The organism is Streptomyces sp. NPDC048696, from assembly GCF_043198895.1.
Lineage (GTDB): Bacteria > Actinomycetota > Actinomycetes > Streptomycetales > Streptomycetaceae > Streptomyces.
In genome coordinates, this window is the sequence record NZ_JBICVJ010000004.1 from 298,047 (window position 1) to 318,730 (window position 20,684).

At 71.6% G+C, this 20,684-nt stretch carries 19 protein-coding genes; 13 read left to right on the forward strand and 6 right to left on the reverse strand.

Annotated features, from left to right (window positions below; all coding sequences use genetic code 11):
• Nucleotides 1-69: 69 nt before the first annotated feature.
• Complete coding sequence (locus ACGFRG_RS10515; protein WP_393263080.1) at nucleotides 70-1,422, reverse strand: DUF2252 domain-containing protein; 1,353 nt, start codon at nucleotides 1,420-1,422, stop codon at nucleotides 70-72.
• Nucleotides 1,423-1,646: 224 nt separating this feature from the next.
• Between ACGFRG_RS10515 and dnaE the strand changes: the two genes are divergently transcribed.
• A complete protein-coding gene (dnaE, locus tag ACGFRG_RS10520; RefSeq protein WP_361428161.1) occupies nucleotides 1,647-5,186 on the forward strand; it encodes a DNA polymerase III subunit alpha in 3,540 nt (1,179 codons plus the stop codon).
• A gap of 134 nt (nucleotides 5,187-5,320) precedes the next feature.
• Here the strand turns inward: dnaE and ACGFRG_RS10525 are convergent, their stop codons facing one another.
• Nucleotides 5,321-5,491: a hypothetical protein gene (locus ACGFRG_RS10525; protein ID WP_361428163.1), complete on the reverse strand. Its 171-nt coding sequence runs from the start codon at nucleotides 5,489-5,491 to the stop codon at nucleotides 5,321-5,323.
• Nucleotides 5,492-5,772: 281 nt separating this feature from the next.
• Between ACGFRG_RS10525 and ACGFRG_RS10530 the strand changes: the two genes are divergently transcribed.
• From ACGFRG_RS10530 to ACGFRG_RS10545, 4 genes are all read left to right on the forward strand, one after another.
• Complete coding sequence (locus tag ACGFRG_RS10530; protein WP_361428165.1) at nucleotides 5,773-7,032, forward strand: NYN domain-containing protein; 1,260 nt, start codon at nucleotides 5,773-5,775, stop codon at nucleotides 7,030-7,032.
• A 283-nt stretch (nucleotides 7,033-7,315) separates the two neighbouring features.
• Complete coding sequence (locus ACGFRG_RS10535) at nucleotides 7,316-8,287, forward strand: ABC transporter ATP-binding protein (protein WP_361428196.1); 972 nt, start codon at nucleotides 7,316-7,318, stop codon at nucleotides 8,285-8,287.
• A gap of 5 nt (nucleotides 8,288-8,292) precedes the next feature.
• Complete coding sequence (locus ACGFRG_RS10540; RefSeq protein ID WP_393263310.1) at nucleotides 8,293-9,105, forward strand: ABC transporter permease; 813 nt, start codon at nucleotides 8,293-8,295, stop codon at nucleotides 9,103-9,105.
• Between the two features lie 34 nt (nucleotides 9,106-9,139).
• The gene (locus tag ACGFRG_RS10545; protein ID WP_361428167.1) at nucleotides 9,140-9,805 is read left to right on the forward strand and encodes a DUF2567 domain-containing protein; all 666 of its coding nucleotides are present in this window, start codon (nucleotides 9,140-9,142) and stop codon (nucleotides 9,803-9,805) included.
• 593 nt (nucleotides 9,806-10,398) lie between these two features.
• On the opposite strand, the gene ybaK is transcribed toward ACGFRG_RS10545, so the two are convergent.
• The 4 genes from ybaK to ACGFRG_RS10565 all read right to left on the reverse strand — a co-directional run bounded on the left by ybaK (nucleotide 10,399) and on the right by ACGFRG_RS10565 (nucleotide 14,574).
• On the reverse strand, nucleotides 10,399-10,890 hold the full coding sequence (ybaK, locus tag ACGFRG_RS10550) for a Cys-tRNA(Pro) deacylase (RefSeq protein WP_361428168.1): 492 nt from the start codon (nucleotides 10,888-10,890) through the stop codon (nucleotides 10,399-10,401).
• 17 nt (nucleotides 10,891-10,907) lie between these two features.
• The gene (locus ACGFRG_RS10555) at nucleotides 10,908-11,672 is read right to left on the reverse strand and encodes an LON peptidase substrate-binding domain-containing protein (protein WP_361428170.1); all 765 of its coding nucleotides are present in this window, start codon (nucleotides 11,670-11,672) and stop codon (nucleotides 10,908-10,910) included.
• 5 nt (nucleotides 11,673-11,677) lie between these two features.
• Nucleotides 11,678-12,838, reverse strand: coding sequence for a hypothetical protein (locus tag ACGFRG_RS10560; protein ID WP_393263083.1), 1,161 nt, complete (start codon nucleotides 12,836-12,838; stop codon nucleotides 11,678-11,680).
• 194 nt (nucleotides 12,839-13,032) lie between these two features.
• Nucleotides 13,033-14,574 carry an oxidoreductase gene (locus tag ACGFRG_RS10565; protein ID WP_361428200.1) on the reverse strand — a complete coding sequence of 514 codons (1,542 nt, stop codon included), beginning with the start codon at nucleotides 14,572-14,574 and terminating at the stop codon, nucleotides 13,033-13,035.
• 218 nt (nucleotides 14,575-14,792) lie between these two features.
• On the opposite strand from ACGFRG_RS10565, the gene hisD reads away from it, so the two are divergent.
• From hisD to hisF, 8 genes are read left to right on the forward strand one after another with little or no spacing between them, the layout of a single operon-like run.
• Nucleotides 14,793-16,124, forward strand: coding sequence for a histidinol dehydrogenase (gene hisD, locus ACGFRG_RS10570; RefSeq protein WP_393263085.1), 1,332 nt, complete (start codon nucleotides 14,793-14,795; stop codon nucleotides 16,122-16,124).
• Nucleotides 16,121-17,269, forward strand: coding sequence for a histidinol-phosphate transaminase (locus ACGFRG_RS10575; protein ID WP_361428176.1), 1,149 nt, complete (start codon nucleotides 16,121-16,123; stop codon nucleotides 17,267-17,269). Before hisD ends, ACGFRG_RS10575 begins: the two co-directional genes overlap by 4 nt.
• The gene (gene hisB / locus ACGFRG_RS10580) at nucleotides 17,266-17,859 is read left to right on the forward strand and encodes an imidazoleglycerol-phosphate dehydratase HisB (RefSeq protein WP_067158063.1); all 594 of its coding nucleotides are present in this window, start codon (nucleotides 17,266-17,268) and stop codon (nucleotides 17,857-17,859) included. The genes ACGFRG_RS10575 and hisB overlap by 4 nt, the downstream gene beginning before the upstream one ends.
• Nucleotides 17,856-18,020, forward strand: coding sequence for a hypothetical protein (locus tag ACGFRG_RS10585; RefSeq protein ID WP_361428178.1), 165 nt, complete (start codon nucleotides 17,856-17,858; stop codon nucleotides 18,018-18,020). Before hisB ends, ACGFRG_RS10585 begins: the two co-directional genes overlap by 4 nt.
• Nucleotides 18,017-18,667 carry an imidazole glycerol phosphate synthase subunit HisH gene (gene hisH, locus ACGFRG_RS10590; RefSeq protein ID WP_361428180.1) on the forward strand — a complete coding sequence of 217 codons (651 nt, stop codon included), beginning with the start codon at nucleotides 18,017-18,019 and terminating at the stop codon, nucleotides 18,665-18,667. Before ACGFRG_RS10585 ends, hisH begins: the two co-directional genes overlap by 4 nt.
• Entirely contained in the window at nucleotides 18,667-19,398 is a 732-nt protein-coding gene (gene priA / locus ACGFRG_RS10595) for a bifunctional 1-(5-phosphoribosyl)-5-((5-phosphoribosylamino)methylideneamino)imidazole-4-carboxamide isomerase/phosphoribosylanthranilate isomerase PriA (protein ID WP_361428182.1), read from the forward strand. Before hisH ends, priA begins: the two co-directional genes overlap by 1 nt.
• Nucleotides 19,395-19,814 (forward strand): RidA family protein, encoded by a 420-nt coding sequence (locus ACGFRG_RS10600; RefSeq protein ID WP_361428184.1) that lies wholly within the window; start codon nucleotides 19,395-19,397, stop codon nucleotides 19,812-19,814. Before priA ends, ACGFRG_RS10600 begins: the two co-directional genes overlap by 4 nt.
• Nucleotides 19,811-20,566, forward strand: a complete 756-nt coding sequence (gene hisF, locus ACGFRG_RS10605; protein WP_361428186.1) for an imidazole glycerol phosphate synthase subunit HisF — start codon at nucleotides 19,811-19,813, stop codon at nucleotides 20,564-20,566. Before ACGFRG_RS10600 ends, hisF begins: the two co-directional genes overlap by 4 nt.
• Nucleotides 20,567-20,684 lie beyond the last annotated feature (118 nt).

Consider the following 20,684-nt stretch of genomic DNA (forward strand, 5'->3'; position numbering starts at 1 on the left):
GACGAGTGTCCCACGGGCCGCTGTCGGGGGCGCCTAAGAAATCGGTGAGACTGCCGACCCGGAGTGAGATTACAGACCCGGGATCCGGCCGTTGCGGAACAGGTCGACGAAGATCTGGTGGTCGGCGCGGGCCCGCGCCCCGTAGTCGTGCGCGAAGTCGACCAGCAGCTCGCCGAAGCCCTCCTCGTCGGCCGCGATCGCCGCGTCGATGGCCCGCTCGGTGGAGAACTGCACGAGATCCGAGTGGCCGCTCTCGTCGTCCGCCGCCGCGTGCATGGTGGCCGTCGCACGGCCGAGGTCGGCGACGACCGCGGCTATTTGCTCCGGGTCGTCGATGTCCGACCAGTCCAGGTCCACCGCGTACGGCGAGACCTCGGCGACCAGCTGCCCGGCCCCGTCCAGCTCGGTCCAGCCCAGCCACGGGTCGGCGGCGGCCTGCAGCGCCCGCTGCGAGATCACCGTGCGGTGGCCCTCGTGCTGGAAGTAGCCGCGCACCGAGGGGTCGGTGACGTGCCGCGAGACCGCCGGGGTCTGCGCCTGCTTCATGTAGATCACGACGTCGTTCTCCAGGGCGTCGCTGTGCCCTTCGAGCAGGATGTTGTACGAGGGCAGACCGGCCGAGCCGATCCCGATCCCGCGCCGGCCGACGACGTCCTTGACCCGGTAGGAGTCGGGGCGCAGCAGGCTGGAGTCCGGCAGCGTCTCCAGGTAGCCGTCGAAGGCGGCCAGGACCTTGTACCGGGTCGCCGCGTCCAGCTCGATCGAGCCGTCGCCCTCGGTGAACCGGCGTTCGTACTCGCGGATCTCGGTCATCGAGTCAAGGAGCGAGAAGCGCGTACGCGCGCGTGCCGAACGCAGGGCGCCGAGCAGCGGCCCCTCGGCCGTGTCGAGCGTGAACGACGGCACCTCGTCATCGTTGGCGCCGGCGGCCAGCACGTGGATCCGCTCGCGGTAGGCGGCGGCGTAGGTCCGCACCAGCTCGGTGATCTGCTTGTCGCTGAGCGCCTTGGCGTGGCCGATCAGCGCGAGCGAGGCGGCGAAGCGCTTGAGGTCCCAGGTGAAGGGGCCGACGTACGCCTCGTCGAAGTCGTTCACATTGAAGATCAGCCGGCCGTTGGCGTCCATGTACGTACCGAAGTTCTCGGCGTGCAGATCGCCGTGGATCCACACCCGCCCGGTGCGCTCGTCCAGGTACGGCCCGCTCGCCATGGCGGTGCCGCCCTGCCCGGCGCTCTCCGCGTCCAGGTCCGCGTAGAACAGGCACGCCGTGCCCCGGTAGAAGGCGAACGCGGAGGCCGCCATCTTGCGGAACTTGACCCGGAACGCGGCCGGGTCGGCGGCCAGGAGCTCGCCGAAGGCGGTGTCGAAGACGGAGAGGATCTGCTCGCCGCGCTGCTCGGCGGTGTGCTGCGGGACCGACATCTCCGGGTGCCTCCTGGTGCGTGTCAAGCTGGGTGACGAGGTCGTGCTGCGTGACGAAGTGGACGGCTGTGCTGCCCCTTCAACGCGCGACCGTACCTCGTAGTGCCCGGGGTCCCGCACCCGCCGCGGTCGTCCACAGAGCCCTCCGAGTGTCACTGGGGCCACGTAGACTTCCAGGCTGTCCCCTCGCTATGAGACCCCCCAAGCCGCCGGAGGCCGCAGCCGTGTCAAAGCCGCCGTTCACGCACCTTCACGTCCACACCCAGTACTCGCTGCTGGACGGTGCCGCGCGGCTCAAGGACATGTTCGACGCGTGCAATGAGATGGGCATGACGCACATCGCCATGTCCGACCACGGCAACCTGCACGGGGCGTACGACTTCTTCCACACGGCCAAGAAGGCCGGTGTGACGCCGATCATCGGCATCGAGGCGTACGTCGCCCCCGAGTCCCGGCGCAACAAGCGCAAGATCCAGTGGGGCCAGCCGCACCAGAAGCGGGACGATGTGTCCGGTTCCGGTGGTTATACGCACAAGACGATCTGGGCGGCGAACCGGACCGGACTGCACAACCTCTTCCGGCTCTCCTCCGACGCGTACGCCGAGGGCTGGCTGCAGAAGTGGCCCCGGATGGACAAGGAGACCATCTCCCAGTGGTCGGAGGGCCTGATCGCCTCCACCGGCTGCCCCTCCGGCGAGCTCCAGACCCGGCTGCGGCTCGGGCAGTACGAGGAGGCCCGCAAGGCCGCCGGCGAGTACCAGGACATCTTCGGCAAGGACCGGTACTTCCTGGAGCTCATGGACCACGGCATCGACATCGAGCGCCGGGTCCGCGACGACCTCCTGAAGATCGGCAAGGAGCTCGGCATCCCGCCGCTGGTCACCAACGACTCGCACTACACGTACGCGCACGAGGCGACCGCGCACGACGCGCTGCTGTGCATCCAGACCGGCAAGAACCTCTCGGACCCCGACCGCTTCCGCTTCGACGGCACCGGCTACTACCTGAAGTCCACGGACGAGATGTACGCGATCGACTCCTCGGACGCCTGGCAGCAGGGCTGCGCCAACACGGCGCTCGTCGCCGAGCAGGTCGACGTCAGCGGCATGTTCGAGGCCAAGAACCTGATGCCGAAGTTCGACATCCCCCAGGGCTACACCGAGGTCACCTGGTTCCGCGAGGAGACCATGCGCGGCATGCACCGCCGCTTCCCGGGAGGCATCCCCGAGGACCGCATGAAGCAGGCCGAGTACGAGATGGACACCATCATCTCGATGGGCTTCCCCGGCTACTTCCTCGTGGTCGCCGACTTCATCATGTGGGCGAAGAAGCAGGGCATCGCGGTCGGCCCCGGCCGAGGCTCCGCGGCCGGCTCGATCGTGGCGTACGCGATGGGCATCACCGACCTCGACCCGATCCCGCACGGTCTGATCTTCGAGCGGTTCCTCAACCCCGAGCGCGTCTCGATGCCCGATGTCGACATCGACTTCGACGAGCGTCGGCGCGTCGAAGTGATCAGGTACGTGACCGAGAAGTACGGGGCCGACAAGGTCGCCATGATCGGTACGTACGGAAAGATCAAGGCGAAGAACGCCATCAAGGACTCCGCGCGCGTCCTCGGCTACCCGTACGCGATGGGCGACCGGCTCACCAAGGCGATGCCCGCCGACGTCCTCGGCAAGGGCATCGACCTCAACGGCATCACCGACCCCAAGCACCCCCGCTACAGCGAGGCGGGCGAGATCCGGGCGATGTACGAGAACGAGCCGGACGTGAAGAAGGTCATCGACACCGCCAAGGGCGTCGAGGGCCTGGTCCGGCAGATGGGTGTGCACGCGGCCGGCGTGATCATGTCCAGCGAGCCCATCGTCGACCACGCCCCGATCTGGGTGCGGCACACGGACGGCGTGACCATCACGCAGTGGGACTACCCGCAGTGCGAGTCGCTCGGCCTGCTGAAGATGGACTTCCTCGGCCTGCGCAACCTGACGATCATGGACGACGCCGTCAAGATGGTGAAGTCCAACAAGGGCGTCGAACTCGACCTGCTGGCCCTGCCGCTCGACGACCCGACGACCTTCGAACTGCTCCAGCGCGGTGACACCCTCGGCGTCTTCCAGTTCGACGGCGGGCCCATGCGGTCCCTGCTGCGGCTGATGAAGCCCGACAACTTCGAAGACATCTCCGCCGTGTCCGCGCTCTACCGCCCGGGCCCGATGGGCATGAACTCGCACACGAACTACGCGCTGCGCAAGAACAAGCAGCAGGAGATCACCCCGATCCACCCCGAGCTGGAGAAGCCGCTCGAAGAGGTCCTGGCGGTCACCTACGGCCTGATCGTCTACCAGGAGCAGGTGCAGAAGGCCGCCCAGATCATCGCCGGGTACTCGCTCGGCGAGGCCGACATCCTGCGCCGTGTGATGGGCAAGAAGAAGCCCGACGAGCTGGCGAAGAACTTCACCATCTTCCAGAGCGGTGCCCGCAAGAACGGCTACTCCGACGAGGCCATCCAGGCCCTGTGGGACGTGCTGGTCCCGTTCGCCGGCTACGCCTTCAACAAGGCGCACTCCGCCGCGTACGGCCTCGTCTCCTACTGGACCGCCTACCTGAAGGCGAACTACCCCGCCGAGTACATGGCGGCGCTGCTGACCTCGGTCAAGGACGACAAGGACAAGTCGGCGGTCTACCTCAACGAGTGCCGCCGCATGGGCATCAAGGTGCTGCCGCCCAACGTCAACGAGTCCGAGTCCAACTTCTCGGCGCAGGGCGACGACGTGATCCTGTTCGGCCTCACCGCCGTGCGCAACGTCGGCCAGAACGTGGTGGACTCGATCATCAAGTGCCGCAAGGCCAAGGGGAAGTACGCCTCGTTCCCCGACTACCTCGACAAGGTCGAGGCGGTCGTCTGCAACAAGCGCACCACGGAATCGCTGATCAAGGCCGGCGCCTTCGACACCATGGGCCACACCCGCAAGGGTCTGACCGCGCAGTTCGAGCCGATGATCGACAACGTGGTGCAGGTCAAGCGCAAGGAGGCCGAGGGGCAGTTCGACCTCTTCGGCGGGATGGGCGACGAGGGCGCCGACGAGCCGGGCTTCGGGCTCGACGTCGAGTTCGGCGACGTGGAGTGGGAGAAGGCGTATCTGCTCGCCCAGGAGCGGGAGATGCTGGGCCTGTACGTTTCGGACCACCCGCTCTTCGGCCTGGAGCACGTGCTCAGCGACAAGGCGGACGCGGGCATCGGCCAGCTCACCGGCGGGGACTACGCGGACGGCTCGATCGTCACCATCGGCGGCATCATCTCGGGCCTCCAGCGCAAGATGACCAAGCAGGGCAACGCCTGGGCGATCGCCACCGTGGAGGACCTGGCGGGCTCCATCGAGTGCATGTTCTTCCCGGCCACCTACCAGCTGGTCTCGACCCAACTGGTCGAGGACGCGGTGGTGTTCGTCAAGGGCCGCCTCGACAAGCGCGAGGACATCCCGCGCCTGGTCGCGATGGAGCTGATGGTCCCCGACCTGTCGTCGGCGGGCACCAACGCGCCGGTGGTGCTGACCATCCCGACGGTGAAGGTGACGCCGCCGATGGTCAGCCGCCTGGGCGAGATTCTCGGCCACCACAAGGGCAACACCGAGGTGCGGATCAAGCTCCAGGGGCCGCGCAAGACCACGGTGCTCCGGCTCGACCGCCACCGGGTCCAGCCGGACCCGGCGCTCTTCGGCGATCTCAAGGTGCTGCTCGGCCCGTCCTGCCTGGCGGGCTGAGCGGGCCGACGGCTTTTATTTCCCGCAGTTGTACGGGGCGTACGGCCGGGTACGGACATAAGGGCATACGGAAGGGGCGCGTCCAATTGGGGCGCGCCCCTTCCGTATTTGTGTGCCTGGTGCGTGTGCAGTTATCAGTTGTGACCGAAGCGACGCTGGTGCTTACGGGCAACATCCGCAGGGCTGCCCTGTGCCTGAGCTTGCGGCTGGGCCTGGGCCTCCATCGCGGAGGTCTGCGCCTGCTGCTGACCGCGCTCCGCCTGGGAAGCCTGCTTCTCCTTGCGGTTCTGCTTGTTCTTGGCCATGGTGTTGCCTCCTGGGGGGACTAGGGGCCAGGGCCGCTGTCAGACTCACACACCTTGACAAAGCGCGCATTTCGGATCATTACCGTGCGTAGTTGCTCGTGAGGGACGCGGAGCGTGCGGGTTCGCCACGCCGATGATCGAGTTCCGGCCGTTAAGGCTCACCAGGTCGGGCAGACTCGAAGGAAACCCGAAGTTCGTTCCCTGATCTCTCGATCTCCTGCACTCTTATCTCCCTGATCTCTTTGCCGCTGATCTTTTGATTTTCGAGGTTATGAAAGAGGGTGGAACGCGTGGACCGCTGCGTCGTCCTGGTGGATGCCGGTTACTTGTTGGGCGCCGCCGCGAGCCTTCTGGCCGGAGAGCCGGCCCGTTCACGGATCACCGTCGATCACGCCGCCCTGATCCAGGCGCTGCGCGAACGGGCGGAGGCCGACACCGAGCAGCCGCTGCTGCGGATCTACTGGTTCGACGGGGCCCCCGACCGCGTACCGCAGCCGGAACACCGCAGGCTGCGGGTGATGTCACGGGTGACGGTCCGGCTCGGCGCACTGACCCGCAGCGACGGGCGGTGGGCGCAGAAAGGCGTCGATGCGGCGATGCATGCCGAGCTCACCGAGTTGGCCAGAAATCGTGCCTGCTCGGATGTGGTGCTCGTGACCGGTGACGGCGATCTGCTGCCCGGTCTGATGTCGGCCAAGGAGCACGGGGTCGCCGTGCACCTGTGGGCCGTGCAGGCCGCCGACGGCGACTACAACCAGTCCGAGGACCTGGTGGCCGAGGCCGACGAGCGGCGGGTGCTCGACCGGGCGTGGATCACCCAGGCGGTCCGGGTCAAGGACCTCACCACCATCTACGCCCCCGCCGCCGCCCCCCGCCCCGAGATCGCGGCGATCCTCTCGGCCCCGCTGCCCGAGTCGGCGCTCGCCGCGTCCGCCGAGCGGGCCGCCGAGGCCCAGGCCGCGGCCGTACGCAACGGGACGGCGCCGCCCGCGACGGCCAACGGCAACGGCGCCTCGGCCCCGGCGCCCGGGCCCGGCGTCAAGGGCGTGCCCACCCCGAAGGACCTGGCGGGCCTGCGCGGGCCGGGGGCGCCCGCCGCGTCGCCGCACGCCCCGCACGCGACCCTGCGCTGGTCCTCCGACAAGGGATGGGTCGAGCGGCCCGGCTCGACGCTCGGCGAGTCCCCGGAGACCGCCTCGCTGCCCACGCTGGCCCAGCTGACCAGCGCGGAGCAGCGGTGGGCGGACCGCGAGGAGGACATCACCACGGTCGGGGGCGACCCGTACGAGGTGGGGCAGGTCTTCGCGCGCCGCTGGATGGAGCGGCTGCCGGAGTCCGCGCACGTACAGAAGCTGTCCACGATGTACCCGCGCATTCCGCACCGCATCGACGGGGAACTGCTGCGGTACGCGGCGAGGTTCGGGCTGCTCGCCCACAAGGACGATCAGATCGACGAGCACGACCGGTATGCGATCCGGGCCGGGTTCTGGCGGGAGATCGACGTCCGGGCGGCGGCGGAGCGGGCCCCTGTCGGGGAGTGACGAAGGTTTGGGGCGCGGTGTGCGGCCGCGGGCCTGCCCGGTCGCTGGTTGTCCGCGGGCCGGTGGGGGCTTGTCGCTCCCCCAAGTTCTCGACTCCGCTCGAACAGGGGGGGGGACCACCATCGCGGCGGAGCCGCACATGTCACCGCCCCGCGCCCCTGATCGGCTGGGGTAGTCGTTCGGCGTGTGGAAGTAACTGGGGGTCCGGGGGTCGGGCTGGCTGGATGACCCCGTAGGCTCGTTGTCCGTGAGTATCGGCACAGCAGTGGCGGGGGGCGGCACCGTGTGCGCGGTGCGGGGCCTCGTCAAGACGTACCCTGCCGCGCGCGGCAGACGTGGCAGGGCCGGTACGCCCGAGATCAGGGCCACCGACGGGGTCGACCTCGACGTGCGGCGCGGCGAGATCTTCGGCCTGCTCGGGCCCAACGGCGCGGGCAAGTCGACCTTGGTGCGCCAGCTGACCGGGCTGATGCGGCCGGATTCCGGCAGCGTCGACGTGCTCGGCCACGACCTGGTGCGCCACCCGGAGCGGGCGGCGCGGCTGATCGGCTACCTCGGGCAGGAGTCGACGGCCCTGGACGAGCTGACCGTGGCGCTCGCGGCCGAGACCACCGGGCGGCTGCGCGGGCTGAGCGCCCGCGACGCACGGGCCGAGCGCGACGCCGTACTGGAGGAGCTCGGGCTGACCGAGATCGCCGGGCGGCCGCTGAAGAAGCTCTCCGGCGGCCAGCGGCGGCTCGCCTGTTTCGCCGCCGTACTCGTCGGCGACCGGCCCGTCCTCGTACTCGACGAGCCGACGACCGGGATGGACCCGGTGGCCCGGCGGGCCGTCTGGGGCGCCGTCGACCGGCGCCGGGCCGAGCGCGGCGCGACCGTGCTGCTCGTCACCCACAACGTCATCGAGGCCGAGACAGTGCTCGACCGGGTCGCGGTCCTCGACCGCGGCAAGGTCATCGCCTGCGACACCCCGGCGGGCCTGAAGGAACGGGTCGCGGACGAGGTACGGGTCGAACTGGTCTGGCGCGAGCGGGCGCCCCTGGAACTGCCCGAGGTCGCCGCGCTGCGCGCGTCGGCGCAGGAGTCGGGGCGCCGCTGGGTGCTGCGGCTCGGCCCGGACGCGGCGCGCGCCGCCGTCGCGGCGGTCACCGGCGGTCCGGCCTTCGCCGCCCTCGACGACTTCACGCTGGCCACGCCGAGCCTGGAAGACGTCTACCTCGCCCTCGGCGGACGCATGGAAGGTCTGGTGAAGGCGTGAGCGCGATTCCCCTGGAGGTTTCCGTGGAGGCGGCGGCCCCCGGTGCGCGCGTACACACCGCCGCGCCGCTGGCGCCCCGGGCCCGGCTGTTCCCCGCCCTCGCGGCCGTCTACCGGGCCCAGCTCTCCCGGGCGAAGGTGGCCCGCATCCCGCTGCTGTTCGTGGCGACCTTCCAGTCCATCGGGATCATGGTCCTGATGCGGGGCGTCGTGGACGGCGGCAGCGAGGCGCGGGCCGTGGTCGCCGGATCCAGCGTCCTGGTGGTCGCGTTCGTCGCGCTCAACCTGCTCGCCCAGTACTTCGGACAGCTGCGGGCGGGCGGCGGGCTCGACCACTACGCGACGCTGCCGGTGCCGCCCGCCTCCGTGGTGCTGGGCGCGGCGGCGGCGTACGCCTCGTTCACCGTGCCCGGCACGCTGGTCACCGCCGTCACAGGGTGCGTCCTCTTCGGGCTGCCGCTGGCGCATCTGTGGGTGCTCGCGGCGGTGATCCCGCTGTCGGGCGCGGCGCTGGCGGGCCTGGGCGCGGCGCTCGGGCTGCTCGCCCCCCGGCAGGAACTGGCGACCCTGCTCGGCCAGTTGGGCATGTCGGCGGCGCTGCTGCTCGGGGTGCTCCCGGCGGACCGGCTGCCGGGGCCGATCGCGTACGCGCGTGATCTGCTGCCCTCGACGTACGGGGTGGAGGCGTTCGCGCGGACCTTCGGCGGGCATCCCGACTGGGCCGTCGTCGGGCTCGACCTGGGGGTCTGCGCGGCGGTGGGGGTCGTCTCGCTCGCGCTGGCCACCTGGGCGTACCGCCGGGCGGCGGTCTCCCGGTGAGGCGGCGCACAGGAGCGCCTGGCACGATGGCGGGGTGACCGCACCTCTGACGCCGCCTCACCAGCAGCCGCCGCACGACGACGCCCGGCAGGACCGTACGCCCGGCTCCGGGCCCGGGGCCATGGGCTCCGCCGATGCCATGCCCGTCGGCGAGGAGGGAAGCGGGATGCGGACCGAGCTGAAGGCGGAGCTGCGGGACGCCGTGGTCGCGGCGGTCGCGGTGGCGGTGTCGGGCGTGCTGCTCGGACTGCTGTGGGTGTGGCTGGCGCCCCGGGTGCCGCTCGTCGCCGACGACAAGGCCGTGTTCCTGAAGGACACGGAGGGCGAGGAGGCGATCGGGGCGGACGGAACGTTCATCCTGCTCGCGCTCGGGTTCGGGGTGGTGTGCGCGGCCGTCGTCTTCCTGCTGCGCAAGCGGGGCGGGATTCCGGTGGTGTCCGGTCTCGCGCTCGGTGCGCTGCTCGGGTCGTTGCTGGCGTGGCGGGTGGGGATATGGCTGGGGCCGAACCAGGACGTGGTCGCGGCGGCGCGGGCGGCGGGGAAAGGGGTGACGTTCTCTGCTCCGCTGAAGCTGAACGCGAAGGGGGCGTTGTTGGCGTGGCCGGTGGCCGCGATGGCGGTCCACCTGGGCCTCACGGCCCTGTTCGCCCCCCGCGACCCGGACCCGACCCCGGACCTCTGGTCCCCACCGGAGCTTTAGCCCCACCCCGCCCCTTCACCTGAACCCTCCGGGGGTGGGTGGGGGCGAAGGCGGTTTTCCCGGGGGCTGGGCCCCCGGCCCCCGTTGCGGGGCCTGCGGCCCCTGCGCCCCGCTGGAGCTTTGCTCCCCACGCTCCCTTGCGGGGCCTGCGGCCCCTGCGCCCCGCTGGAGCTTCGGCTCCCCGTTTTCGGCTGCGGGGCGGTGGGGGCTGGTCGCGCAGTTCCCCGCGCCCCTTGAGGGGTGCGGCCACAGAGCGGGGTTCAGCTCCGGAGTCCACCCCCATGCCTTGGGGTCCGGGGCGCAGCTCCGCCCAGCCCCAGGACCGGGGTCCGGGGCGGAGCCCCGTAGCGGGGTGCAGGGGCCGCAGGCCCCGCTGGGGGTCCGGGGGCTTCGCCCCCGGGAAACCACCTTCACCCCCGCCCACCCCCGGAGGGTTCAGGGAAGGGGCGGGGTGGGGGATACCGCCGTCGTTACGCCGGGCGGTGGCCGTGGTTGGATTTGGCTTTGCGGATGCGCCACTTGCGCTTGCGGGTGCGTTTCGACATGGGGGCAACGTGCTCGCCCCGCGGCGATGTGTCCAGGTTGATTACCGGTCACGCGCGGCCCACGGGCGCCACCACCGCGCCCGTCAGGGCCACGAGGTCGGACGGCGCCAGTTCGACCTCCAGGCCCCGGCGCCCCGCCGAGACGCAGATCGTCGCGTGAGCGGACGCCGACGCGTCGACGACCGTACGAAGGCGCTTGCGCTGGCCCAGCGGTGAGATTCCGCCCCGGACGTACCCCGTCGTGCGCTCCGCCGCCACCGGATCCGCCATCGCCGCCCGCTTGCCCCCCACCGCCGCCGCCAGCGCCTTGAGGTCGAGCGAGCCCGCCACCGGGACCACCGCGACCGTCAGCTCGCCGTCGACGTCGGCCACCAGCGTCTTGAAGACGCGGTCGGGGGAGACCCCGAGGGCCTGCGCCGCCTCCTCGCCGTACGACGGGGAGGCCGGGTCGTGCTCGTACGCGTGCAGGGTGAACGACGTGCCCGCCGCCGCCAGCGCCACCGTCGCCGGTGTGCCCCCGGCCGCCTTCTTCTTCGCCAACGCGCCTGTTCCTTACGTCAGTTGGGGCTCGTGGGAGCGCGGGTCAGGTCCACCGCCGGGAGCGACGGCAGGTGGCGGATCACCGCCGTCTCGGCGCGCAGCAGCTGAAGCTCCTCGCGCAGCCGCGTCGCCGTGTCCGGCGCCTGGAGCAGGCGCTGCTTGGCCGGTACGTCCAGGACGGCGGCCGCCGCCACCAGGTACGAGACCACCGACGGCTCGTCGGGCAGCTCGGCCGAGCCCGTCATCGAGCGCTCACGCGCCCCCGCCAGCCGCTTCTGATACGACCGGAACGCCCGCAGCACGCCCTCCGCGAGCGCCCCCGCCTCCTCGCCCGGCTCCTCCGGCAGCTCCTCCAGCTCGGCCGTCAGATACGGGCCGCTCGCGTCCACCGAGAGGAGCTTCACGCGGGTGGTGCCGGTCGCCAGGACCTCGAAGCTGCCGTCCGAGCGCTCCCGGATCGTCGCCGCGTCGGCGATACAGCCCACCTGGTGGAACGCCTGGATCGGGTCCGGGCCGAACCCGGCGGCCGGGCCCTTCTCGGGCAGCGCGGTCTGGTCCGGCAGGCCGGGCCCGGTCGGCGCGACCTCCCGGCCGTCACGGATCGCGACCACGGCGAACCGGCGCGGCTCGTCGTCGTCCGCGCCGGAGCCGGAGTCCGGGCCGGACTTCAGCAGATCGCGCATCATGGCGCGATACCGCTCCTCGAACACGTTCAGCGGCAGGACGAGGCCGGGGAACAGTACCGAGTTGAGCGGAAAGAGGGGGAGGCGTGCGGTGGTCACAACGCTCAAGCGTAATGGTCGCCGGACCGGCTGCGTCCGGGCTTCCCGAGGGCGCTCGCACCCGGCGGCCCGGCGGCCCGGTCGACGGCCTTCGCCGGTGCGTCCCGCAGCGGGTCCACCGGGCTGGCCGGATGTGCCGCCGGACCCTGCTCGCGCCCCAGCGGGATGCTCGCCGCCACCTCCTTGCGCGCCCCGTCGCGCAGCTCCACGAAGCGGCCCAGCGGGTCGTCGTCCAGGCGCGCCCACGGGAAGGCGGTCACATACGGGCCGATGCGCCGGAACTGCTCAAGGGACTCCTCCCACCGCCCGCGCACGACCAGGACGTACGCCAGCAGGTTGCGCACCTCGGCGGGCCACGGGTCGCCCACCTCGTACGCGGCGGAGAGCGCGATGGCGAGGTCGGCCGCCGTGTCGATCCGGTCGCTGAACAGCTCCTGCGGGCTCTGCCGCCCCGGCAGCGGCGGCGCCCCGGCGGCCAGGCACGCGAACGCGGCCCGCACCGGCAGCGCCTGCACCAGCGAACCGGGCAGCGCGTCCGCCGCCGCCTCCTCGGCGAACCCGAAGCACTCGCGGTGCGAGCCGTACCACTGCGCGGAGAGATACTGCAGGGCGGCGACATGGCAGCCGTAGTGGTGCGAGGAGCGCCCGACCGCCTCCGCCCACAGCGACTCGAAGACGGTGTGCGGCGCATGGGTGCCGCGCGCGTGGTCCAGCGCGATGCGCCACGGCACCGGGTCGGCGGGCTCGGCCGAGGCCGCCGCGTCGATCAGCGGCGCGACCTCCCGCAGCAGCTCCGCGCGGGCGGGCGAGCCCCAGGCCCGTACGATCGCCAGCTCCGCCTTGACCAGCAGGGCGTCCGGGTCCCGTGGCGCGGCGGCCAGCCAGTCGGCGAGCCAGTCCGGACGGCTGGCGGCGAACGCCGCGAGCCGCATCGTGTACCGGTCGCGGTTCTCCCACTCGGCGGACTCCCGGGTGGTGGCGAGGAGTTCGGCCACCGCCCCGTACTCGCCCCGGGCGGCGGCCACCAGCGCGGGACCGAGCCGCCCGTCGGGCGCGTCGAGGAGCAGTTCCTCGTCGGCCGGGAGGGCGGCCGCGAGGTGCGGGGTGTGCCTGACCGCGCGGACGGCACGGATCAGGGCGCGTACGAATGACATGGTGCGAACCATTCAAAACCGCAGGTGGGAGCTCCGCCAGTGGTGTGCGGTGAAGAGTCTGTGGCGGCCGTGACGGTTGTACGGGCGCGGGTCAAGGCCGTGCAAATTTCGTCCATGGCGGGGGGTCGGTTGTGCAGGGCGTCGACCCCGAAGCCGCGCCCGCCCCGAAGCCGCGGCCGCATCGGAAAGGCCGGCCCGCGACCGCCTCAGCCCCGTCGCAGCAGCCGTGAGGCCCCCGCCGCCACCGTCGTCGCCAGGATCCAGCCCAGCAGGATCAGCACCGCCGAGACCCACTGCCAGCCGCCGTGCAGCTTCCAGTAGCCGTCCTGACCGAGGTTGACCACGGGGATCAGGAGGTCGAGGGCGTACAGGGACGCGTTCCAGTCGGGGTGCTCGTCCGCCTTGATCGGCTGCGGGTCGTAGTGCGAGAACGCCAGCGCGCCCATCGCCCACAGCACCGCCATCCACAGCGCGGCCCGGCCGGGCCGGTAGCCGTACGCCACGGTCACGTCCTGGAGCACGCCCCACAGCTTGCCCGCGAGCGGCAGCGTCTCGCGGCGCCGGCGCTGCTTGGCGAGCAGCACCTCGCGCGCGTCCGCGTCCTCGCCGCTGTTGCGCAGCACCGTCGCCAGGCGCTCGTACGGCTCCGGCGCGTACTCGGGGGTCGCCGCCGCCACCCACTCCAGCCGTCTGGCCAGCGGGAACAGTCCGCGCGGGATCAGGTTCTCATAGCTGAAGCCGCCCATCGCGAGGCCCCCGGGCCCCGGCCAGCTGGTCGACATGTCGACCAGGTTCACGACCCGGGCGCCCGAGAGCACCACCTTGCCGTGCTCCGGGCGCTCGCCGAGGAAGCGCAGCTCCGGCGTCTGCACCCGGCGCAGCGACAGCTCCTGGTAGTCCCGCATCACGAAGCGCGCGCTCTGCAGGTCCAGGGCGTCCCCGAACCGCCCGTCGTCCAGGCGCAGCCCGCCCTCGCAGACGAACGGCTGGACGCGGGTGCCGCGCGCCGGGGTGCTGGTGTAGTTCGTCCCGTACGGCGGTGTGGTGGTCTCGGTCGCGCCCGGGGCGACGGCGGCCGCCGTCATGTAGACCGTGCGCTCCACGGTGAGCTGCGGGGCGTTGAGCGCGCGGCGGCCCTCCGGATTCACCAGTTTGCTGCCGCGCAGACTCAGCGTCACCCCGACCTTGGCGGAGCGCAGGCTCACCTCGCCGTACGACTCGATCAGCTCGGCCTGGAGGTCCTGGGCGACCGAGAGGCCGTCGGCCGCGAGCGAGCGGCCTTTGCGGTCGGCGTGGATCACCGCCTCGTTGAGCAGCAGATCCGTACCGATGTGGGCGTCGGTGAGCCGGATGCCGTGGGCGATCCGGCAACGCGGCAGATGCAGATCGCCCTCGGTCTGCAGGCGGGCCGCCTCAAGGCGGGGAATGGCGCAGCGCACCATCCGCACGGTGGTGACCCGGCACTCGGGCAGCAGCACCTCGTTCTCGAACCGGCAGTTGTTGAGCTCGACGTACGGGGTGACCGTGCCGCCGGCGAGGTTGAGGGCGCCCATGATCTGCACGCCGTTCAGCTTCAGCGCGGCGACCCGCCCGGGCATCGCGGACGGCCCGTTGAGCAGCACCCGCGCCACCGCCCGCCCGCGCACCGTGCGCTCGGGCCCCCAGGCCCGCCCGGAGAACGGGTCGTCCCGCAGCGGATTGCGGGTGCGCAGGTCGTAGGTGCTGCCGTTGCGGAAGGCCGTCCACATCCCCCGCTCCACCGGGCTGAACCAGTCCGGCGGCGTCTCGTCGTCCGGCGCCACGGTCACTGCCGTCCCCCTCGTCCCCTGCTGGTCCCGCACCCTCGCGTGCGTGTGTAACGCGGTGAACGCTAGTGGTCACCGCGCGCGTGCGGGACGGGCGGGACACGTATCAGCCAGTGATACGGGCGACCGGTGGCGCGAAGCAGTCTGAGAGAATTGGTTCCGTGATCTCTCGAATCGATCTGCGCGGCAACGCCCTCCCCGAGGGCGCCGCCCTGCGCGACCTGCTGCCCCGTGCCGAGTTCGACGTGGAAGCCGCCCTGGAGAAGGTGCGGCCCATCTGCGAGGACGTGCATCATCGTGGCACGGCGGCGCTGATCGAGTACGCGGAGAAGTTCGACGGTGTGACCCTGGAGCGCGTCCGGGTGCCCGCCGAGGCGCTCGCCGAGGCGCTGGAGCAGCTGGACCCGCAGGTCAGGGCCGCTCTGGAGGAGTCGATCCGGCGGGCCAGGATCGTCCACCGCGAGCAGCGCCGCAGCGAGCACACCACCCAGGTGGTGCCCGGCGGCACGGTCACCGAGAAGTGGGTGCCGGTCGAGCGCGTGGGCCTCTACGCGCCGGGCGGGCGCTCGGTCTACCCGTCGTCCGTGGTCATGAACGTCGTCCCGGCCCAGGAGGCGGGCGTCGAGTCCATCGCGCTCGCGTCGCCGCCGCAGAAGGAGTTCGGCGGCCTGCCGCACCCGACGATCCTCGCCGCGTGCGCGCTGCTCGGGGTCGACGAGGTGTACGCGGTGGGCGGCGCCCAGGCCGTCGCGATGTTCGCGTACGGCACCTCGGGACCCGACGGATGTGCGCCCGCGAACATGGTGACCGGCCCCGGCAACATCTGGGTCGCCGCCGCCAAGCGCTACTTCACCGGCCGCATCGGCATCGACACCGAGGCCGGGCCGACCGAGATCGCCGTCCTCGCGGACGAGACCGCCGACCCGGCGCACGTCGCCGCCGACCTGATCAGCCAGGCCGAGCACGACCCGATGGCGGCCGCCGTCCTGGTCACCGACTGCGCCGCGCTCGCCGACGCGGTCGAGCGCGAGCTGGAGCCGCAGGTCGCGGCGACCAAGCACGTCGAGGACCGGATCAAGCCCGCGCTGGCCGGCAAGCAGTCCGCGATCGTCCTGGTCGACGGCCTGGAGCAGGGCCTGAAGGTGGTCGACGCGTACGGCGCCGAGCACCTGGAGATCCAGACCGCCGACGCCGCCGCGGTGGCCGGCCGGGTCCGCAACGCGGGCGCGATCTTCGTCGGCCCGTACGCCCCGGTCTCGCTCGGCGACTACTGCGCGGGCTCCAACCACGTGCTGCCCACCGGCGGCTGCGCCTGCCACTCCTCGGGCCTGTCCGTGCAGTCCTTCCTGCGCGGCATCCACATCGTCGACTACACGCGCGACGCCCTCGCCGAGGTCACCCACCACGTGGTGGCGCTCGCCGAGGCCGAGGACCTGCCCGCGCACGGGGCGGCCCTGAAGGCGAGGTTCGGATGGCAGGTGCCCGGCCAGTGAGCACGCACGACATCGGCATCGACGACCTCCCGATCCGGGACGAGCTGCGCGGCAAGTCCCCGTACGGGGCCCCGCAGCTCGACGTGCCGGTCCAGCTGAACACCAACGAGAACCCGTACCCGCTGCCCGAGCCGCTGGTCGCGCGGATCGCCGAGCGGGTCGCCGAGGCCGCGCGCGGGCTCAACCGCTACCCCGACCGGGACGCGGTGGAGCTGCGCACCGAGCTCGCCCGCTATCTCACCCGCACCGGCGGGCACCCGGTCGGCGCCGAGAACGTCTGGGCGGCCAACGGCTCCAACGAGGTCATCCAGCAGCTGCTCCAGACCTTCGGCGGTCCGGGCCGCACCGCGATCGGCTTCGAGCCCTCGTACTCGATGCACGGCCTCATCGCGCGCGGCACCGGCACCGGCTGGATCTCCGGGCCCCGGCGCGAGGACTTCACCATCGACGTCGAGGCCGCCGAGAAGGCGATTGCCGAGCACCGGCCGGACGTCGTCTTCATCACCTCGCCCAACAACCCGACGGGCACGGCGGTCGAGGCCGAGACGGTCCTCGCGCTCTACGAGGCCGCGCAGGCCGCGAAGCCGTCGCTGGTCGTCGTCGACGAGGCGTACGTCGAGTTCAGCCACCGCGCCTCCCTGCTGCCGCTCATCCAGGGCCGCCCGCGCCTGGTCGTCTCGCGGACCATGTCCAAGGCGTTCGGCGCGGCCGGGCTGCGGCTCGGCTATCTCGCCGCGCACCCGGCGGTGGTCGACGCGGTCCAGCTCGTCCGGCTGCCCTACCACCTCTCCGCCGTCACCCAGGCGACCGCGCTCGCGGCCCTGGAGCACACGGACACGCTGCTCGGCTATGTCGAGCAGCTGAAGCGGGAGCGGGACCGGCTGGTCGTCGAGCTGCGCACGGCCGGATACGAGGTGACCGAATCGGATGCCAACTTCGTCCAGTTCGGCCGCTTCGAGGACTCCCACACCGCCTGGCAGCAGATCCTCGACCAGGGTGTCCTGGTCCGTGACAACGGAGTGCCCGGGTGGCTGCGCGTCACCGCCGGCACCCCGACCGAGAACGACGCGTTCCTGGACGCGGTCCGTCAACTGCTGAGCCCAATGGGGGACACCCCCAAACCCCCGAAGGAGCAGAGAGCATGAGCCGCGTCGGCCGTGTCGAACGCACTACCAAGGAGACGTCCGTCCTTGTCGAGATCGACCTCGACGGGACCGGAAAGGTCGATGTGTCGACGGGAGTCGGCTTCTACGACCACATGCTCGACCAGCTCGGCCGCCACGGCCTCTTCGACCTGACGGTCAAGACCGACGGCGATCTGCACATCGACTCGCACCACACCATCGAGGACACCGCCCTCGCGCTCGGCGCCGCCTTCAAGCAGGCGCTCGGCGACAAGGTCGGCATCTACCGGTTCGGCAACTGCACGGTCCCGCTCGACGAGTCCCTGGCGCAGGTGACCGTGGACCTCTCCGGCCGCCCGTACCTGGTGCACACCGAGCCCGAGAACATGGCGCCGATGATCGGCGAGTACGACACCACGATGACCCGGCACATACTGGAGTCGTTCGTGGCGCAGGCGCAGATCGCGCTGCACGTCCACGTCCCGTACGGGCGCAACGCGCACCACATCGTGGAGTGCCAGTTCAAGGCGCTGGCCCGTGCGCTGCGGTACGCGTCCGAGCACGACCCGCGTGCCGCGGGCATCCTTCCTTCGACCAAGGGCGCGCTGTGACCGGCCTCAACACCATCCTCATCGTCCTCGGGCTCTTCCTCGCCGGCGGCGTCTACTCCTTCATCAAGCAGGAGATGCCCAAGAGCCTGATCACGCTGCTCGCGATCAGTTCGGCGCTGTGCCTGGCCGCCGGCGTCCTGCGCCTGGAGGTGTGGAATTGAGCACGACCGCTCCTCGTAAGAAGGTCGTGGTCTTCGACTACGGCTTCGGCAACGTCCGCTCCGCCGAGCGGGCGCTCGCCCACGTCGGCGCGGACGTCGAGATCACGCGTGACTACGACACGGCGATGAACGCGGACGGGCTCCTGGTGCCCGGCGTCGGCGCCTTCTCGGCGTGCATGCAGGGGCTGCGCGAGGCGCGCGGCGACTGGATCGTGGGCCGCCGGCTCTCCGGCGGGCGCCCCGTGATGGGCATCTGCGTCGGTATGCAGATCCTCTTCGCCAAGGGCATCGAGCACGGCGTGGAGACCGAGGGCCTGGACGAGTGGCCCGGCACGGTCGGGCCGCTGAAGGCCCCGGTCGTCCCGCACATGGGCTGGAACACGGTCAAGGCCCCCGAGGACACCGAGCTCTTCGCGGGCCTGGACGCCGACACCCGCTACTACTTCGTGCACTCGTACGCGGTCCACGACTGGACGCTGGAAGTCGGCAACGTCAACATCCGCGCCCCCAAGGTCACCTGGGCCACCCACGGCGAGCCGTTCGTGGCCGCGGTGGAGAACGGCGCGCTGTGGGCGACCCAGTTCCACCCCGAGAAGTCCGGCGACGCCGGCGCCCAGCTGCTGACCAACTGGATCGGAACCCTGTGATGTCCTCCGCGAAGCTCGAACTCCTCCCCGCCGTCGACGTCCGCGACGGCCAGGCCGTCCGTCTCGTCCACGGCGAGTCCGGCTCGGAGACCTCCTACGGCTCCCCGCTCCAGGCGGCGCTCGCCTGGCAGAAGTCCGGCGCCGAGTGGCTGCACCTGGTCGACCTGGACGCGGCCTTCGGCACCGGCGACAACCGCGCGGTGATCTCCGAGGTCGCCGCCGCCATGGACATCAAGGTGGAGCTGTCCGGCGGCATCCGCGACGACGCCTCGCTCGCCGCCGCCCTCGCCACCGGCTGCACCCGGGTCAACCTGGGCACCGCGGCGCTGGAGACCCCCGAGTGGGTCGCCAAGGTCATCGCCGAGCACGGCGACAAGATCGCGGTGGGCCTGGACGTCCGCGGGACGACGCTGCGCGGCCGCGGCTGGACGCGCGACGGCGGCGACCTCTACGAGACGCTGGCCCGCCTCGACTCCGAGGGCTGCGCCCGGTACGTGGTGACCGACATCGCCAAGGACGGCACGCTCACCGGCCCCAACCTGGAGCTGCTGCGCAACGTCTGCGCGGCCACCGACAAGCCGGTGGTGGCCTCCGGCGGCGTCTCCTCGCTCGACGACCTGCGGGCGCTCTCGGGCCTGGTGCCGCTGGGTGTCGAGGGGGCGATCGTGGGCAAGGCTCTGTACGCGAAGGCGTTCACCCTCGAAGAGGCCCTGGAGGCTGTGTCAGCATGACCGGTGCGCGGCGGGTACAGAGCGACAGTCCCTGGGAAGAGGCGTTCGGCTTCGCGCGCGCCGTCGCGGCGGGCGACCATGTACATGTCGCGGGCACCACACCCTTCAAGGGCACGGTCCTGTACGGCGAGGGCGACCCGTACGAACAGGCCAAGGTCGCCTTCGCCAACGCGCTGGCCGCGCTGGCGGAGTTCGGACTCGGGGTCGAGTCCGTGGTCCGCACCCGGATGTACCTGACCCACGCGCGCGACATAGACGAGGCGGGACGGGCCCACAAGGAGCTCTTCGACGCCGTCCGTCCGGCGGCCACGCTGGTCATCGTGACCGGCCTGGTCGACCCGCGCGTGCTGGTCGAAGTAGAAGTAGACGCGTACCGGGGCGCCGCCGGCGGCGCCCCCGAAGGAGCCTTGGCATGACCCTCGCGGTCCGAGTCATCCCCTGCCTGGACGTCGACAACGGCCGGGTGGTCAAGGGGGTCAACTTCCAGAACCTGCGCGACGCCGGCGACCCGGTCGAGATGGCCAGGCTCTACGACGCCGAGGGCGCGGACGAGCTGACGTTCCTGGACATCACGGCGTCCTCCGGCAACCGCGAGACCACGTACGACGTGGTCCGGCGCACCGCCGAGCAGGTCTTCATCCCGCTGACGGTGGGCGGCGGGGTGCGCTCCGCCGACGACGTGGACCGGCTGCTGCGGGCCGGGGCGGACAAGGTGGGCGTGAACACGGCGGCGATCGAGCGCCCCGAGCTGATCCGCGAGATCGCGGAGCGCTTCGGGCGTCAGGTGCTCGTCCTGTCGGTCGACGCGCGCCGCACCGCGTCCGGGTCCTTCGAGGTCACCACCCACGGCGGCCGCAAGGGCACCGGCCTCGACGCGGTGGAGTGGGCGCACCGGGCGGCGGAGCTGGGGGCGGGGGAGATCCTGCTCAACTCGATGGACGCGGACGGGACGAAGGACGGGTACGACGTCGAGATGATCTCGGCGGTGCGCCGCCATGTCACCGTGCCGGTGATCGCCTCGGGCGGCGCGGGCCGCCTCGCCGACTTCGCCCCGGCGGTGGCGGCGGGCGCGGACGCGGTCCTGGCGGCGTCGGTGTTCCACTTCGGTGACCTGCGGATCGGGGATGTGAAGTCGGCCTTGCGCGACGCGGGCCACCCGGTCCGCTGAGAATCCCCCACCCCGCCCCTTCCCGAAACCCTGCCGGGGGCTCACGTTCGTCTGCGGCCCGGTGGGGGCTGATCGCGCAGTTCCCCGCGCCCCTTGATGGGCCCTTCGGGCCCTCCTT